General features: G+C 47.8%; 13 protein-coding genes. 8 read left to right on the top strand and 5 right to left on the bottom strand.

Translation table 11 applies throughout. From position 1 onward, the window contains the following. Positions 1 to 56: 56 nt before the first annotated feature. The 4 genes from Q1B04_RS19340 to katG form a co-directional block, all read right to left on the bottom strand. Complete coding sequence (locus tag Q1B04_RS19340; protein WP_299762359.1) at positions 57 to 206, bottom strand: hypothetical protein; 150 nt, start codon at positions 204 to 206, stop codon at positions 57 to 59. A gap of 27 nt (positions 207 to 233) precedes the next feature. Further along, the gene (locus Q1B04_RS19335; RefSeq protein WP_299762356.1) at positions 234 to 380 is read right to left on the bottom strand and encodes a hypothetical protein; all 147 of its coding nucleotides are present in this window, start codon (positions 378 to 380) and stop codon (positions 234 to 236) included. 389 nt (positions 381 to 769) lie between these two features. Continuing rightward, a complete protein-coding gene (locus Q1B04_RS19330) occupies positions 770 to 1,174 on the bottom strand; it encodes a hypothetical protein (protein ID WP_299762353.1) in 405 nt (134 codons plus the stop codon). A gap of 915 nt (positions 1,175 to 2,089) precedes the next feature. Further along, positions 2,090 to 4,345: a catalase/peroxidase HPI gene (gene katG / locus Q1B04_RS19325; RefSeq protein WP_299762350.1), complete on the bottom strand. Its 2,256-nt coding sequence runs from the start codon at positions 4,343 to 4,345 to the stop codon at positions 2,090 to 2,092. A gap of 525 nt (positions 4,346 to 4,870) precedes the next feature. Here katG and hemN point away from each other — a divergent pair. Next, positions 4,871 to 6,250: an oxygen-independent coproporphyrinogen III oxidase gene (gene hemN / locus Q1B04_RS19320; protein ID WP_299762347.1), complete on the top strand. Its 1,380-nt coding sequence runs from the start codon at positions 4,871 to 4,873 to the stop codon at positions 6,248 to 6,250. Positions 6,251 to 6,438: 188 nt separating this feature from the next. On the opposite strand, the gene Q1B04_RS19315 is transcribed toward hemN, so the two are convergent. Next, positions 6,439 to 6,915 (bottom strand): hypothetical protein, encoded by a 477-nt coding sequence (locus tag Q1B04_RS19315; RefSeq protein ID WP_299762344.1) that lies wholly within the window; start codon positions 6,913 to 6,915, stop codon positions 6,439 to 6,441. Between the two features lie 171 nt (positions 6,916 to 7,086). On the opposite strand from Q1B04_RS19315, the gene Q1B04_RS19310 reads away from it, so the two are divergent. The 7 genes from Q1B04_RS19310 (at position 7,087) to Q1B04_RS19280 (ending at position 15,946) form a co-directional block, all read left to right on the top strand. Next, positions 7,087 to 9,489 (top strand): heavy metal translocating P-type ATPase metal-binding domain-containing protein, encoded by a 2,403-nt coding sequence (locus Q1B04_RS19310; protein ID WP_299762341.1) that lies wholly within the window; start codon positions 7,087 to 7,089, stop codon positions 9,487 to 9,489. 87 nt (positions 9,490 to 9,576) lie between these two features. Continuing rightward, positions 9,577 to 9,750 carry a cbb3-type cytochrome oxidase assembly protein CcoS gene (gene ccoS, locus Q1B04_RS19305; protein ID WP_299762338.1) on the top strand — a complete coding sequence of 58 codons (174 nt, stop codon included), beginning with the start codon at positions 9,577 to 9,579 and terminating at the stop codon, positions 9,748 to 9,750. A gap of 641 nt (positions 9,751 to 10,391) precedes the next feature. After that, entirely contained in the window at positions 10,392 to 12,581 is a 2,190-nt protein-coding gene (gene ccoN, locus Q1B04_RS19300; RefSeq protein WP_299762335.1) for a cytochrome-c oxidase, cbb3-type subunit I, read from the top strand. A gap of 87 nt (positions 12,582 to 12,668) precedes the next feature. After that, positions 12,669 to 12,863, top strand: a complete 195-nt coding sequence (locus tag Q1B04_RS19295) for a hypothetical protein (protein WP_299762333.1) — start codon at positions 12,669 to 12,671, stop codon at positions 12,861 to 12,863. Then, on the top strand, positions 12,860 to 13,732 hold the full coding sequence (locus Q1B04_RS19290) for a cbb3-type cytochrome c oxidase N-terminal domain-containing protein (protein ID WP_299762331.1): 873 nt from the start codon (positions 12,860 to 12,862) through the stop codon (positions 13,730 to 13,732). Before Q1B04_RS19295 ends, Q1B04_RS19290 begins: the two co-directional genes overlap by 4 nt. Positions 13,733 to 14,019: 287 nt before the next feature. Continuing rightward, positions 14,020 to 15,426: a cytochrome c oxidase accessory protein CcoG gene (gene ccoG / locus Q1B04_RS19285; RefSeq protein WP_299762329.1), complete on the top strand. Its 1,407-nt coding sequence runs from the start codon at positions 14,020 to 14,022 to the stop codon at positions 15,424 to 15,426. Positions 15,427 to 15,475: 49 nt separating this feature from the next. Continuing rightward, positions 15,476 to 15,946, top strand: coding sequence for a FixH family protein (locus Q1B04_RS19280; RefSeq protein WP_299762326.1), 471 nt, complete (start codon positions 15,476 to 15,478; stop codon positions 15,944 to 15,946). Position 15,947: the final 1 nt, after the last annotated feature.

The raw sequence follows: 15,947 nt of genomic DNA, 5'->3' as shown, positions 1-15,947 counted from the left end.
AGTAGTGGTGATAGAAGTGATTTGAAATATGTTGAATACTCTACTCCTAAACGGTTCTAAAACCGGGGAGCCGACACGCCATAAAACCCCAAATCAAATTTGCCGATAACCACCGGGTTGGCAAGCAGGCAGGGCTTCACTGCTGCATTCTCGAAAACAGTAACATTATTTCTTAGCACCGCCAGCGAACACAGGCTTACACTCATTTCATACTTTACCCGATTCCTCTATTCCTACTCGTGCTTTTGTAAACGATCCTTGTCCACGAAATTAACAAGTGCAATCGAGACGCTGAACATGCGTGAGGCAATGGCAGCCATAGGCCTGAAGGTGCCGCTTTCTTTATAACTGTTCAAATCCAGGCTATGTAATTTTTCCAATAGTTTGTCCTCGTAGTTGGGTATAATGGGTATGCCAAAGGCATTTTCTATTTATAATAATAATTAAGGATGAGGACTTTGGGAGCCAAACATTTCAAGTATAGCTCTCGCAAGTATGACTGAATCAGGACACTAACTGCTTAAAGCAAATCGGCTTTAGAAGGGAAGTCGTGACATCTATAACCACACAGGTGCAGCATCAGTTAAGAGTCGCTGCATTTATCCGCCCCGTCCTTTGTAAGTGCCTTCTATATGATTGACAGATAAAGTTATACTTGAAAATTGCGAAATAATTTTCAGAGGAGTTGTAGAAATAACCAGAGGTACTATGCTGCACCAGTGCTGGGTTGCGCAGGTGCATAAGCTTTAACCAACACGAACCCTACGTATTAAAGATCCATGGCTTTTAACCAGGCGTTTGCAGTTTCTAAATCATCGAATGTGGTGGCTACGATGCCCTTCACCCCAAAAGACAGGCTTTTGTCTGCTGATAGTTTGCTGTACAGGTTAGGAGAGTAGACCCACGCGAAAAAGTTGCAGCCGGCCTTGTGCATACGCGGAAACCAATCCACAGCCACCCACTCCGAGGCGTCATCCCAGATGCTGGTGACGTGGGTATTGTCGTTTAGCACTTTGCTGATACGGTACTTTTTCAGGTGAACGAGCATACGCTCACAACCATCCATAACACTTTCTTTTGTTTGGTTTCCTTTCCAATCTACCAGCAGTATGTCTTCCACCACATCGTAGCCGATCGTTATATGCGGCTCTTCTGTTAGTATTAATCCTCTCACTTCAATCAACTAATTTATACAACAATCCAATGCCAGACCCGTGGCCCCTGACTATGAATTTACTGACAAAGATAGCCTGCTGTTGCCAGTTATTGTGTTTGGTTTTAGAAGAAATTCAATAAACTTGGTTTGCCTTGCACTTCTTTTGGCACCAACACTCTCAGTATCAGTAGGAAACAATGCCATTGTGCCGGGCAAATTTTACTTAAGGTGTGCGTTCCCAAAATGCTGCAAATCATTTGGATTTGGTTTATTAGATAAGATTTTGCCTGAAATATAAAGTAACCGCATGCAGCTTAGTACCTCTTTAGCGGACCAGATAATTAATTGCCTGCCACCCCATTGAACTTCCATACTTGCACTAACTGCTACTAATTTCATGCTCTAAACTTTTATACCTCTCCCTTACTTTACATACTGCTCCTGCTCAGTTTTTCTGAGTAGCCCCAGGCCGTAGAGTGTTTGCATGCAGCCTGTTTATTGGCTCCAGACTTTTATCCCAGCCAAAAGTCTGGAGCATAAGTTTCTATACTTTAATGCCAGGTTTTTTGGTTATAAAACTTAACAATCTGTCCGGCTTGAACTGGCGCAGGCACCTTTGTTTTATACTTTAAATACTTGCGGCAGGAGGAGCAGCTCAATAGCTAACTAAGCCTGCATTGTATTGTTTTATGAGTATAGATTTATCTCAAGAAGGGCAGGGCCGCTAAGTTCAACCAAAAAACGGCCCTGCCCTTAAGGGGAGAATCTTGCTTCACTAACTTTAACTTTGCTGCCATAGTTTTGCAGGGAAAGGCAGCACTTCACGGTGCTGCCTCAGAAAAGGGGCGTAATAGCAAAAAAGGCATCCTGAATAGGATGCTTTTTTTTGCCAGGGGAGGGAATAAATACCCTTATGAAGTATAACTGCAGGAGTTATTTTAAATCGAAGCGGTCAAGGTTCATCACCTTATCCCAAGCTTTAACGAAGTCTTTTACAAACTTCTCTTTCGAGTCTGAGCTTGCGTAGTGCTCCGCTATGGCTCTTAGCTCTGAGTTGGAGCCGAAGATAAGATCCACGCGTGTACCTGTCCATTTCAAGTTACCAGTTCTGCGGTCGCGGCCTTCAAACTCTTTATCTTCCTCAGAGGTCGCGCGCCAGGTAGTGCTCATGTCCAGCAGGTTCACGAAGAAGTCGCTTGTTAGCTTTTCAGGCTGATCTGTGAATACACCGTGTTTAGAGTGATCAAAATTCGTGTTAAGTACACGCATACCACCCACCAGTACAGCTAATTCCGGAGCCGAAAGCGACAGCAGCTGCGCTTTGTCGATCAACATTTCCTCGGCAGACGACTTGATGTGGTCATGGTTGCCAAAGTAGTTGCGGAAGCCATCGGAGTTTGGCTCCAGTATAGTAAAGGCTTCGTAATCCGTCTGCTCCTGGGAAGCATCGCCACGGCCAGGTGCAAATGGCACCGCGACCTCAAAACCGGCATCTCTGGCAGCTTTCTCCACACCGGCGCATCCGCCCAGCACAATCAGGTCGGCTATAGATACCTGCCTGCCGTCTTGCTGCGCCTCGTTAAACTCCTTCTGGATTTGCTCATACACACCTAAGATGCGGTTTAGCTCCTCCGGGTTGTTAACTTCCCAGCTTCTCTGCGGCTCCAGGCGGAGACGGCCACCATTGGCGCCACCTCTTTTATCGGAGTTACGGAATGTAGAAGCTGAAGCCCAAGCCGTGCGTACCAACTCAGCTACAGACAAGCCAGTTGCTAAAATCTTGCCTTTCAGCTCCTGCACATCGTTTTCATCAATCAGCGTGTGCGTAACCGCCGGAACAGGGTCTTGCCAGATTAGCTCTTCTTCCGGAACCTCAGGTCCTAAGTAACGTGCAATCGGCCCCATATCGCGGTGCGTCAGTTTATACCATGCGCGGGCAAAAGCATCTGCAAACTCATCCGGGTTCTCTAGGAAACGACGCGATACCTTCTCATAATCAGGGTCCATGCGCAGCGCCAGGTCAGTGGTTAGCATAAACGGTGCGTGCTTTTTCTCCGGGTCGTGTGCATCCGGAATGGTGCCCGCTCCTGCGTCATCTTTCGGCTTCCACTGGTGCGCTCCGGCAGGGCTCTTGGTTAGCTCCCACTCAAAACCGAATAGGTTCTCGAAGAAGTTGTTGCTCCACTGCGCTGGCGTAGTGGTCCAGGCGCCTTCCAGGCCGCTGGTAATGGTGTGTTCAGAGTGGCCTTTCCCGAATCTGTTGCGCCAGCCAAGGCTCATTTCAGCGATACCGGCACCGGCAGGCTCCACATCCACATAATCACGTGGGTCAGCGGCGCCGTGCGTTTTACCGAAGGTATGGCCACCGGCAATCAGGGCTACCGTTTCGTAGTCGTTCATGGCCATGCGGCCGAAGGTTTCGCGGATGTCTTTTGCAGCTGCAATTGGGTCCGGGTTGCCGTTAGGTCCTTCCGGGTTCACGTAAATCAAACCCATATGCGAGGCAGCCAGCGGGCTCTCCAGCACGCCGCCTTTGTGGCGCTCCTTGTTGCCAAGCCATTCACCTTCTGATCCCCAATAGATATCCTCTTCCGGCTCCCACACGTCTTCGCGGCCACCGCCAAAGCCAAAGGGTTTCAGCCCCATCGACTCCAGGGCACAGTTACCGGCCAAAATCATCAGGTCAGCCCATGAGATTTTCTTGCCATACTTCTGCTTGATAGGCCAAAGCAATAGGCGCGCCTTATCCAAGTTTGCGTTATCAGGCCAGCTGTTGAGCGGCGCAAAACGCTGAGATCCGGAACCGGCTCCACCACGGCCATCCATGATGCGGTAAGTACCGGCACTGTGCCAGGCCATACGAATGAAAAACGGACCGTAGTGCCCATAGTCAGCTGGCCACCAATCCTGCGAGTCAGTCATCAGGTTAAACAAATCCTGCTTAAGGGCCTGCAAATCCAAACTCTTGAATTCTTCAGCATAATTAAACGACTCACCCATAGGGTTAGACGATGGAGAGTGCTGGTGCAAAATTCTGAGGTTGAGCATGTTCGGCCACCAGTCGCGGTTAGAGCGGCCGCTGCCCGCTGTATAATTCATGGCTCCACCCAAAAACGGGCATCTCCTGGATTCGTTAGTATCCCAAACCGGAGTGTTAGGAGCTACATGTCTGTCATTCTTATGTTCCATAGTTATAGCAAATTTTATTTAATTAATGTTATTCGTCAGATTTCTATTGATTTATAATTTAAAGTTAAGAGTTTAAGTAACCAAAGTCTAGCCTGATTTTGTCAAATATATCTATGGTATATAGTTTTAAACTATAATGTATGATATCTGATAGATTCAGGTGTTTTTGTGATTTGGGAATACAGGCACATGCTCATTTTTTTTGCGTTCATCTCAAAAAAAGTAAGCTATAGCTAGTTAGTTTGGTTGCCGGGGCAGCAGCAGGGAAATTAAATACTGTTTTGCCAGATATAGCATTGTATAATTTCCAGCCAATAACTGCAGCAGATATAAAGCCTATTTTATACCATATGCCTATGTTGCAACTCTAAGAAACCCCTTTTGGCAAGTGCAGCCGGTAGATGCGCCGTGCTAAAAAATATTTATATAATAACAGCTGACATAAATCACTATGGCACCTGCCGTATATCATTTAAATAGTAGCCGCTTCCGATAAACTTTGCAGTTAAGCAAAGTGATTTTAAGATGACGAACGTGGTAGAACAGCAGGAGTTTCTGATTAAAAAGTATAACGTGCCAGCCCCGCGCTACACCAGTTACCCAACCGTGCCTTTCTGGGACAAAGAGGTGCCGCAGGCGCGGCAGTGGATGGAAGTGGTAAAAAAGACTTTTGCGGAATCCAACGCTACGAAAGGGATAAGCCTGTACATACACCTGCCATTTTGTGAAGAGCTTTGTACCTATTGCGGCTGTAACACACGCATCACCAAAAACCATCGTGTAGAAGAGGGGTACATACAAGCCATACTTGCCGAATGGAATTTATACCTGCGGCAGTTCAACGAGAAGCCAATCATAAGGGAGCTGCATTTGGGAGGTGGCACACCAACTTTTTTTAAACCTCAAAACCTGCGCAAACTGCTGGAAGGTATCTACGAAGGTGCCATACTTCACCCGGATAAAGAGTTCAGCTTTGAAGGCCATCCAAACAACACCACCGCCGATCATCTGCAAACGCTGTTTGATTTAGGTTTCAGGAGAGTGAGCTACGGTATTCAGGATTTTGATCCGAAAGTACAACTTACCATAAATCGTATTCAGCCAATCGAAAACGTTAAAAGGGCAACAGAGGATGCCAGGCGCATTGGGTATGAGTCCGTGAATTTTGATTTAATATATGGCTTGCCTTACCAGACGCCGGAAAGTGTAGGCGAAACGATAGAGAAAGTGGCTGAACTGATGCCGGACCGTATTGCTTTTTACTCGTACGCGCATGTGCCGTGGGTAAAGCCGGGCCAGCGAAGCTACTCTGATAAAGACCTGCCGGATAATACGGAAAAACGTGCGCTTTATGAGTTGGGGTTGGCAAAATTGAAGGTCTTCGGCTACACCGGTATCGGTATGGATCATTTCGCGCTGCCGCATGATGCACTTTGCAAGGCTTATCAAAGCAAGGTACTGCACCGTAACTTTATGGGCTATACCACCTGTCAAACAGACCTGCTGCTAGGTCTGGGATCCTCGTCCATAAGCGATGCCAAATATGGCTATATGCAAAATCTGAAGAAGGTAGAGACTTACACAGAAGCTGTGCGAAGCGGTGAGTTGGCTATATTAAAAGGCCACTTGCTGACGCCAAGTGATTTAATTATAAGAGGGGCTATACTTGCCCTAGCCTGTAACGGAGAACTGGCTTTGGATGAAAGCTTAACCAAACTATTACCCCGAAAAGCTTTTAATGAGTTGGAAGAAATGCAGCAAGAAAAGTTGCTATACTTAAGAAACGGGACGTTGACCGTAACTGAGCTTGGCAAAGCATTTGTGCGCAACGTCTGTATGGTATTTGATGTAAAATTAAAGCAATCTGAACCCGAACAGCAGCAAGTCTTCAGCAAAGCGATTTAATGCAGACTGTTGCCTTATACTTTCAGCAGAGCTTATGCGCCACAGGTATTAAATCTGTGGCGCATATTTTTTAGCATCTGCAGCATAAAGTATAAAGTTATAGCACCTTAAAACAGGAAAAGCAGACCGCAATGCAGCCTGCCTTTTAAATGTCAGCCAGTAAGGCCGAATTTATACCATATGCTAAACTAAACTTTGATTAATCTGCGGTAAACCTGATGTTGTAGCTGTATAGCCTGTTTGAAAACCATTGTGCCTGTAACCAAAAGCAGCACCAGTTTTATAACTTCAAGCACTATATACACCATGTGCAAACTGCTTGAGCCGGGGTCTTGCCCGGCAATAATGGCAAGGGCGCGCACATCCAGCGCAGGCAACAGCCAAAACGTTTGTAGCAGCAGAATGGCCGTGAGCGATAAAATTCCTAACCATACTTTCGGAACTGGCTTGGTGTATAATGCGCCCAGTAACAGTAGCGCGCAAAGGGCAATCTCTATCTTGTTCAGATACCCAAACACCAGGCGCCCGATTCCCAGGCCAATTTCCAGGGTAACTTTTGGCGCGGTAAACTTCACCGGAGCCTCCAGAAAAGATATACCGGCTACCATACCAGCCCAAACGAAAGCCGATAGCACCATTATCAGGTGTAAATTTCTAGTTTTCATACTTTAACAAGGGGGCCATTATTCAATAGCCATCTGCCTTTATACTTTACAAAGGTAGCTGTTTTTATACTTTGATTTGCTGACCTTAATCAGCCGCAAAATTGACTTTCATCATCATTTAGAAGCGGGCCTGCTTATACCTTTGTAATACACCATAAAAGGAAAATTGAGATGGAAGCCGCACTCCAAACCAATATTCAGACTTGTCATCATTGTGGGGATTCCTGCCTGGATGAGCTTGTACTTGTGCACGACAAAGCCTTTTGCTGCGCCGGGTGCAAAACCGTGTATGAGCTACTTGAGGAAAACAACCTCTGCACCTACTATAACATAGAAGCAAATCCAGGTATTTCGGGTAAGGTACGAACACCCGAAACGCATTTTGCTTACCTGGATGATGCCGGTGTGGAGGCGCAGCTGATCAGTTTTAAAAATGATACTATCTGTAAGCTTACTTTTTATATTCCGCAGATGCATTGCAGCTCCTGCATCTGGCTTTTGGAGAACCTGTTCAAACTCAATGCAGGCGTGTCGGAGTCTACTGTAAACTTCCTGCGCAAAGAGGTTTCACTTACCTACTTTCATCAAAAAACCACCTTACGCGAAGTGGTAATGCTGCTGGCCGGCATCGGCTACGAACCGGAAATTACGCTGGCAGATACCGACGGCAAAAAAACATCCAGGCCAAACCGCACCATTATCTATAAACTAGGCATTGCTGGCTTTTGCTTCGGAAATGTCATGCTGCTGGCCTTTCCGGATTACCTGGCGGTAACGGAGGGGCTGCAGCGCACGTTCGGCTCCTTTTTTGGCTACCTGAGTTTTCTGCTCTCCCTACCTGTGTTTGTGTATAGCGCCCGAGGTTTTTTCACCTCGGCTCTGGAAGGTATAAAGCAACGCATGGTAAACATAGACCTGCCCATAGCAACAGGTTTACTGGCGCTTTTCTTTGTTAGTATTTACCAGGTTTTTACAGGCACCGGGCCCGGCTACTTCGACTCCTTTACAGGCCTGGTTTTCTTTATGCTGATCGGGAAGTATTTTCAGCAGAAGACCTACGACACCCTTTCGTTCGACAGGGATTATACTTCATACTTCCCTGTGTCTGTAACGGTGCTGAAAGGAGGCAAAGAGGAATCGGTGGCAGTACGGAATCTTCAGGTAGGAGATCGCATCCGCATCCGGAACCAGGAGCTTATACCTGCCGATGCTATGCTGTTGCACGGGCAGGCCATGATAGACTATAGTTTTGTGAGCGGTGAGTCGGAACCGGTAGAGAAGGTGGTAGGCGAAGTGATTTATGCCGGCGGCCGACAGGTAGGCGAAAGTATAGAAATAGAAGTTGTGAAGGAGGTTTCGCAGGGATACTTAACGCAGCTTTGGAACGAGAGCGTGTTTTCTAAACAGGAAAAGCAAAGTATAAACACCTACGCTAATACCGCAGGCAAATGGTTTATTATAGTTACGCTTTTAGTGGCGGCTGGCGCACTTTTTTACTGGGTGCCCCGCGATACCGAAATGGCCATGCGCGCCTTTACCTCGGTACTGATTATTGCCTGCCCCTGCGCCCTGTCTTTAGCTACGCCTTTTGTACATGGGCATACGCTGCGGGTTTTTGGCCGCAACAGGTTTTATCTAAAGAACACAAATGTAGTGGAGACGCTGGCTAAAATTGACACGGTGGTGTTTGATAAAACCGGCACGCTAACCGAGCCAAGGGCCTCCGAAATCAGCTACTCCGGTAAAGCGCTTGCAGCGGAGCAGGAGCAAAGTATAAAAGCTGTCTTAAGCCACTCCACACACCCGCTAAGTCAGCGTATTTACCAAAGTCTATCAGGCAAAACTGTAGAGGTGCAGCACTTCGAGGAGTTTGCCGGCAAGGGATTGGTTGGCGAAGTAAACGGTAGTATTATCAGGATTGGGTCCGCTGCCTACTTAGGCGTTAAAATGGATGCCCTAAACGACACGCTCAAAACAACGGTATATGTATCTGTGGATGGTGTGCTGTTGGGTTTTTATACTTTCTACAACGTGTATCGGCAGGGGTTAAAAGATGTTATAGCCCAGATCAGCGATAAAAAGATAGCCGTGCTTTCCGGTGACAACAACCACGAAGAAGCGCGCCTGAAAGAACTCTTAGGCAGCGGAGCAGCATTGAATTTCAATCAGAGTCCGGTGCAGAAACTGGGATACATCCAGCAGCTTAAAAACGAGCAGCGTCAGGTGCTGATGGTGGGGGATGGGCTAAATGATGCCGGGGCCCTTAAGCAAAGCGATGCCGGTATCGCTTTGACGAATAATATAACGAACTTTTCGCCGAGCTGCGATGCCATACTGGATGCTTCTTCTTTTAATAAGTTAAGCACGTTTCTGGCTTTCTCTAAAAAAACAATGGCGATTATACTTGCCACTTTCGCAGTGTCGCTTGTATACAACGTGATCGGTTTAACACTGGCTGTGCAGGGTCTTTTCTCACCCATTGTCTCGGCCATACTTATGCCAATCAGCTCGCTAAGCGTCATTGTTTTCGCCACGCTATCGGTAAAGTTTGCGGCCAAACGAGCCGGGCTGTGACACCGACACGCACAGGTCTGAAAGACCCTGTGATCTATGCAATAGAGTAACTTTCTAGACTTTAACGCTACAACTATCTAACCCAATATGTATATAATCTTTTTAATGATCGCGATAAGTGTAGCGGTGGCAGCTGCCTTTCTAGGAGCTTTTCTGTGGGCGGTTCGCTCCGGCCAGTACGACGATGACTATACGCCAGCTGTGCGGATGTTATTTGAGAATGAGGAAATGCCGGCGGGTAAAAGTGAAAAGAAAGTTTAGCAACAGCCATAGTTCTATAGTTACCATTGGTCCAACCACCCCTTTATCCCCTCTTGGATAAGGCACGGAATTCTGCTGTTGTTTTAACCAAAGTATAGGTTCATATTCAAGGCCATCCCTCGGACAGGTCGCGTCCTACCCCTACGAATTAACTCAAAATTATATCCAAAACATTTCAAGCTGCTTAAGTACCACTATCAAATTTGATTCTAGTTTCTCTGTTGAGCGCATTGTGAATGTTGCGATGCCGAACGCTAGTAAGGCAGCCCGCAGCGGAGCGAGGGCTGCTTCAGGCACACAGCGCGATACCCTTATTGAGGGCCCCTACCCCCAAGACGAGGCCTCCCAGACTTGAGGGCACTAAAGTAAGATGTGAAACAACAAAGCTTGTAATAACGAGGAAGAACGGCAGCTATTAAGTATAGCTAAATCATCTCACAGCAAATAAAAACTACACTAATAAAATTGGCCATTATCCTCGCTACTGATATCAATCAACCCCGATACTGACATGCATCATCTTTTCAGAAGCCATACTTCCCGAATTTTGAAGTGTTGATTCAGGCCTATTAACCTGTAACATCAACATCAGGAAAACATCAAATACACACAACACTTAAACAAATCGGAGGACACCGCACATGTCAACTAATGTAGCCGAAGACTTAAAAACTGCACCTGAACGGGTGGTGCCGAAAGGCCCTGATAAAGGTGTGACCGACACGTTCTTTTATGATAATAAGATCGTTCGCAATTTTGGTATAGCCACTGTGTTCTGGGGCATTGCCGGAATGCTTATAGGCGTGATCATCGCTTTCCAGCTGGCAAACCCGGACGTAAACATGGGCAACCAGTACACCACATTTGGCCGTGTAAGGCCGCTGCACACTAACGCTGTGATTTTTGCCTTTGTGGGTAACGCTATTTTCATGGGTGTATACTACTCGTTGCAGCGACTTTGCAAAGCCCGCATGTACTCAGATTTACTCAGCAAACTTAACTTCTGGGGTTGGCAGCTGATCATTGTGGCAGCCGTTATTACGCTTCCGCTGGGTATTACCACTTCTAAAGAGTACGCCGAGTTGGAATGGCCGATTGACATTGCCATTACCCTGGTGTGGGTAGTATTCGGCTGGAACATGTTTGGCACTATTACCAAGCGCCGCGAGAAGCACATGTACGTAGCCATCTGGTTCTACATTGCTACCTTCTTAACAGTAGCCGTGCTGCACATCGTCAACTCTTACGAGGTGCCGGTTAACTTCTTCAAAAGCTACTCTGGTTATGCCGGGGTGCAGGATGCGCTGGTGCAGTGGTGGTATGGCCACAACGCGGTTGCATTCTTCCTGACAACGCCGTTCTTGGGCCTGATGTACTACTTCCTGCCGAAGGCTGCCAATCGCCCGGTATACTCTTACCGCTTGTCTATCATTCACTTCTGGTCGCTGATCTTTATTTATATCTGGGCTGGCCCGCACCACTTGTTGTATACTGCGCTGCCAGACTGGGCACAGTCGCTTGGGGTGGTGTTCTCGATCATGCTGCTAGCTCCTAGCTGGGGCGGTATGATCAACGGCCTATTAACATTGCGCGGTGCCTGGGATAAAGTGCGCGAAGAACCGGTGCTGAAGTTTATGGTGGTGGCCATCACGGCTTATGGTATGGCTACCTTCGAGGGACCGATGCTGTCGCTGAAAAACGTGAACGCCATCGCCCATTTTACTGATTGGATCGTAGCACACGTGCACGTAGGTGCCCTAGGGTGGAACGGCTTTCTGACCTTTGCGATGTTGTACTGGCTGTTTCCGCGCCTTTATAAAACACGACTGCACTCTAAGAAGCTGGCCAACGCGCACTTCTGGCTGGGCACGCTGGGTATACTTTTCTATGCCATACCGATGTACTGGGCCGGCTTCACGCAAGGCCTTATGTGGAAACAATTTACAGCAGAAGGTACGCTACAGTATTCTAACTTCCTGGAGACGGTGCTGCAGATCGTGCCGATGTACTACCTGCGCGGTATCGGTGGGATATTCTATCTGAGCGGGGTGTTTTTAATGGTGTATAACCTGTACAAAACTGCCAAATCTGGTAGCCTGGTGGCAGATGAAAGAACAGAGGCTCCTGTAATTGTGCCTGCAATTAGCAACAACGCCGGCCATTGGCACTCCTGGATCGAGAAGCGCCCAACGCAAATGGCCATCTTTGCAACAGTCGCCATACTTATAGGGGGGTTGGTAGAGTTTATACCTGCCTTCGTCATCAAATCCAACGTGCCGACCATTGCCAGCGTGAAGCCCTATACGTCGCTGGAGCTGCAGGGCCGTGATCTGTATATAAAAGAAGGCTGCGTGAACTGCCATACTCAAATGGTGCGTCCGTTCCGGTCAGAGACAGAGCGTTACGGGGAGTACTCTAAGGCGGGTGAGTTTGTGTACGATCATAACTTTCTGTGGGGCTCTAAGCGTACCGGCCCGGATTTGCACAGGGTGGGTGGCAAATACCCGCACTCCTGGCACTACCACCACATGATGGACCCAACCTCTATGTCGCCGGGCTCTATTATGCCAGCGTACCCATGGCTTTTTGAGCAGGAGGTGGACTTAAGTACGACAGAAGATAAATTACGAGTACTTAAAAAGCTGGGTGTGCCTTACAAAGACGAGTATATCGCCAACGCCAACCAGGAGCTGATGCAGCAAGCCAACGGCATTTCGGCAGATCTGAAAAAAGAGGGCATCGAAGTGAAGCCTGAAGCCGAGATAGTGGCCTTGATCGCTTACCTGCAGCGCCTGGGTACGGATATTAAAGTGAAGGAAACACAGGAATAACCTGACTAAAGATAGAGTGACAAAAGACAAAGGAGGTGTTACCTCAGATCTTTTGTACTTTATCCTGAAGTCACAAAGTCTAGAAAAATGTATAAAAACGTTTTACAAGCCATAGACGGCATCGAAATATATCCGCTGATCTCATTTAGTATTTTCTTCTTGTTCTTTTTGGGACTGATTGTGTATGTGGCCCTGATGGATAAAAAGCATGTGCAGACAATGAGCGCTATCGCATGCGGAGAAGAAACCGAAGACACCACTTTTGAAGCTGTAAGAAGATGATCTTTTTAACGAATGTATGTAGAAAAGGTATCCTGCCCCTTGTGGCCGGCCTGTTCCTGGCAAGTATAACTGCTGCCCAGGCACAGGATGCAGTAGCGGCGGCTCCGCAGGAACCTTCTTTTATGGAGCTGCCCTTCGTGCTGCACCTGACCATTGCACTGTCTGGCATCATCATTATGCTCATCATTGCGGTGCTGATCATGCTGTTCCGTGTGTTTGTGCCGATGCTGGGCGACTCGATCTACGAAGAGGGATTTAGGAACTCCTTTGCCGGGCGTGTATTGTTCCTGATTCGCGGCGATGCTACGGTAATGACGGGTAAGGCAAAAGACCACATTCACTCAGACCACGACTTTGACGGTATACAGGAATACGACAACGACCTGCCGCCTTGGTGGAAAATGATGTTCTATGTGTCCATCGTGTTTGCGGTGGGCTATATGCTGCACTTCCATGTGTTTAATACCGGTTTGCTACAGGCACAGGAGTATGAAATGGAAATGGAACAGGCTGCCATACTTGCCGCCAAAAATGCCGACGACCCTAATGCGGTAACCAACTACGAAGTGCTGACAGACGCGGCCGCGCTAGAATCTGGTAAATCTCTTTTTATGATGAATTGCGCTGCCTGCCACGGGCAGGAAGGGCAGGGCACAGTTGGCCCGAACCTGACGGACGAGTACTGGCTGCACGGCGGCGACGTAAACAACATCTTTAAAACGGTAAAGTTCGGGGTGCCGGCCAAGGGCATGGTGCCGTGGCAAGGCAAGCTCACCAAAGATCAGATGCTCGAAGTATCCAGCTATATCCTGAGTTTGCAGGGCTCCAACCCGGCCAACGCCAAAGAGCCGCAGGGCGAGAAGATGTAAGTAAATCTCAACTTAACTTAGAAGTGGCAGGCACCAACGTATAAAGTGCCTGCCATTTCTGTTTTGATGCCCCTGGTAGCCCAGCTCCAAGTCCCTTCATTGACGACAATCATCTATCAAGATGATTGTCGTCATCTTTTGTACGGTAGTGTTTATGGATTTTTGTAACAGAAAAATGTGAGAGATGACGATGCGCAAGTAAGCTACTTGTGCATTTCACTCATACTCACAACCACTTATTCATAAACTAAAACGGCAGGATTAATATCCGCACAAGTTAAACTGCCATGGCAAGCAAAATACAGACGGCTCCTGATGAGTTCCGTGACCACATCTCTACGGTAGATGAACAGGGGAAACGCTTATGGGTGTACCCTAAAAAGCCGAAGGGTAAATTATACCAGTACCGCAAGTATGTAAGCTATCTTTTAGTGGCTTTGCTGTTTGCCGGGCCTTTTATTAAAATTAATGGCCTGCCGCTGCTCATGCTTAATGTGGTGGAGCGCAAGTTCGTGATTATGGGCGTGCTGTTCTGGCCGCAGGACTTTTTTATACTTGTGCTGGCCTTCCTAACGATGACTATGTTCGTCATCCTTTTCACGGTGGTGTACGGGCGCGTTTTCTGTGGCTGGATATGTCCGCAGACGATCTTTATGGAAATGGTTTTCCGCAGGATAGAATACGCCATAGAAGGAGATGCCAGCAAACAGCGCGCGCTGGGCAAGATGCCCTGGAACACTGAAAAGATAGTCAAGAGGGGAGCAAAATTCGCTATTTTCCTGCTCATCTCCTTTCTCATTTCAAACCTGTTTCTGGCCTATATTATAGGGGTGGAGGAGCTGCAGAAGATTGTGATGGAAGGTCCCCTGGAGCATAAGGCCGGTTTCGGTGCGCTGCTACTGTTTACCGGGGTTTTCTTTTGGGTATTTACATGGTTCAGGGAGCAGGTTTGTACCATTGTTTGCCCTTATGGCCGCCTGCAGAGCGTGATGCAGGACAAGAAAACAGTGGTGGTGGCCTATGACTACGGCCGGGGTGAGCCGCGCGGCAAGCTGCGTAAAAACCAGGAGCGCACCGAAGGCGACTGCATCGACTGTAAGCAATGTGTACAGGTTTGTCCTACCAGCATCGATATCCGCAACGGGGCGCAGCAGCTGGAGTGTATCAGCTGCACCGCCTGTATCGACGCCTGCAACGACATCATGCGCATGATCGAAAAACCGGAAGGCCTGATTCGCTACGAGTCGGAAGAGGCGCTGGAGACAGGCAGCAAGTGGACTTTTTTTACACCGCGTGTGATCGGCTATACAACTGTGCTGATTATACTTCTCAGCGCCCTTACCACGCTGCTCTTAACCCGCGACGAAGCCGAGGCAACCATCCTCCGCACACCGGGCCAGCTGTACCAGAAATCAGAGCAAGGACACATTAAGAACCTGTACAACATCTCCGTCATCAACAAAACAAATCACCAGATGCCGCTTACCCTGAAGCTGATTGGCAGGGAAGGGGCGATAAAAGTGATTGGCAACGAGCTCATGCTTCCGGCACAGGGCATTGCGGAAGGCGTTTTCTTCACCGAGATAGCGCAGGAAGATTTAACAAGTATGAATTCTGAAATTGAGATCGGAGTGTACTATGGCAAACAACTGATCACTACTACAGATACCAAGTTTTTAGGGCCGGCTAAGTAGGCTGTGAGACAAAAGCTATAAAGAGGCAAGACACTTAAACAGCATTAAAATGAAAACCGCACACAAGAATGGATCTTTCACACTTTGGCCCTACGCCATTGTGATCTGTATGGTCTTGTTTATGGGCTACATCGCGCAATTCGTGTATAAAGCCATGAACCAGGATATAGGCTTGGTTAGCAAAGACTATTACCAGCAGGAGATAAAGTACCAGGAACGTATTGAGAGCACAAAGCGGACGCAGGCTTTAGGGGATGTGCTGCTAAACTACAGTGCAGAGAGCAAATACATACTATTGCAGATGCCAGTCACTTACAAGGGGAAAAAGCTGAGCGGCGTAATTACGCTTTTCCGGCCGTCTGATGACAGTATGGACAAGGAGATACCGTTGCGGCTGGGCCGCGACCAAAGCCAGCTGCTGGAAACACAGAGCCTTGAAAGCGGCCTTTGGAAAGTGCGTGTAAACTTCACGGACGGCCAGGCGACATATTACACAGAGAAAACTATTCAAATAAAATAGC

The organism is uncultured Pontibacter sp. (assembly GCF_947495565.1).
GTDB lineage: Bacteria > Bacteroidota > Bacteroidia > Cytophagales > Hymenobacteraceae > Pontibacter.
The sequence above is the reverse complement of the archived record's forward strand: the minus strand, read 5'-3'. Positions and strand labels throughout refer to the sequence as shown.

Coding starts and splice junctions, on each gene's coding strand:
- Q1B04_RS19340 (WP_299762359.1), bottom strand. CDS start 206: ATGAGTGTAAGCCTGTGTTCGCTGGCGGTGCTAAGAAATAATGTTACT.
- katG (WP_299762350.1), bottom strand. CDS start 4,345: ATGGAACATAAGAATGACAGACATGTAGCTCCTAACACTCCGGTTTGG.
- hemN (WP_299762347.1), top strand. CDS start 4,871: ATGACGAACGTGGTAGAACAGCAGGAGTTTCTGATTAAAAAGTATAAC.
- Q1B04_RS19315 (WP_299762344.1), bottom strand. CDS start 6,915: ATGAAAACTAGAAATTTACACCTGATAATGGTGCTATCGGCTTTCGTT.
- Q1B04_RS19310 (WP_299762341.1), top strand. CDS start 7,087: ATGGAAGCCGCACTCCAAACCAATATTCAGACTTGTCATCATTGTGGG.
- ccoS (WP_299762338.1), top strand. CDS start 9,577: ATGTATATAATCTTTTTAATGATCGCGATAAGTGTAGCGGTGGCAGCT.
- ccoN (WP_299762335.1), top strand. CDS start 10,392: ATGTCAACTAATGTAGCCGAAGACTTAAAAACTGCACCTGAACGGGTG.
- Q1B04_RS19295 (WP_299762333.1), top strand. CDS start 12,669: ATGTATAAAAACGTTTTACAAGCCATAGACGGCATCGAAATATATCCG.
- Q1B04_RS19290 (WP_299762331.1), top strand. CDS start 12,860: ATGATCTTTTTAACGAATGTATGTAGAAAAGGTATCCTGCCCCTTGTG.
- ccoG (WP_299762329.1), top strand. CDS start 14,020: ATGGCAAGCAAAATACAGACGGCTCCTGATGAGTTCCGTGACCACATC.
- Q1B04_RS19280 (WP_299762326.1), top strand. CDS start 15,476: ATGAAAACCGCACACAAGAATGGATCTTTCACACTTTGGCCCTACGCC.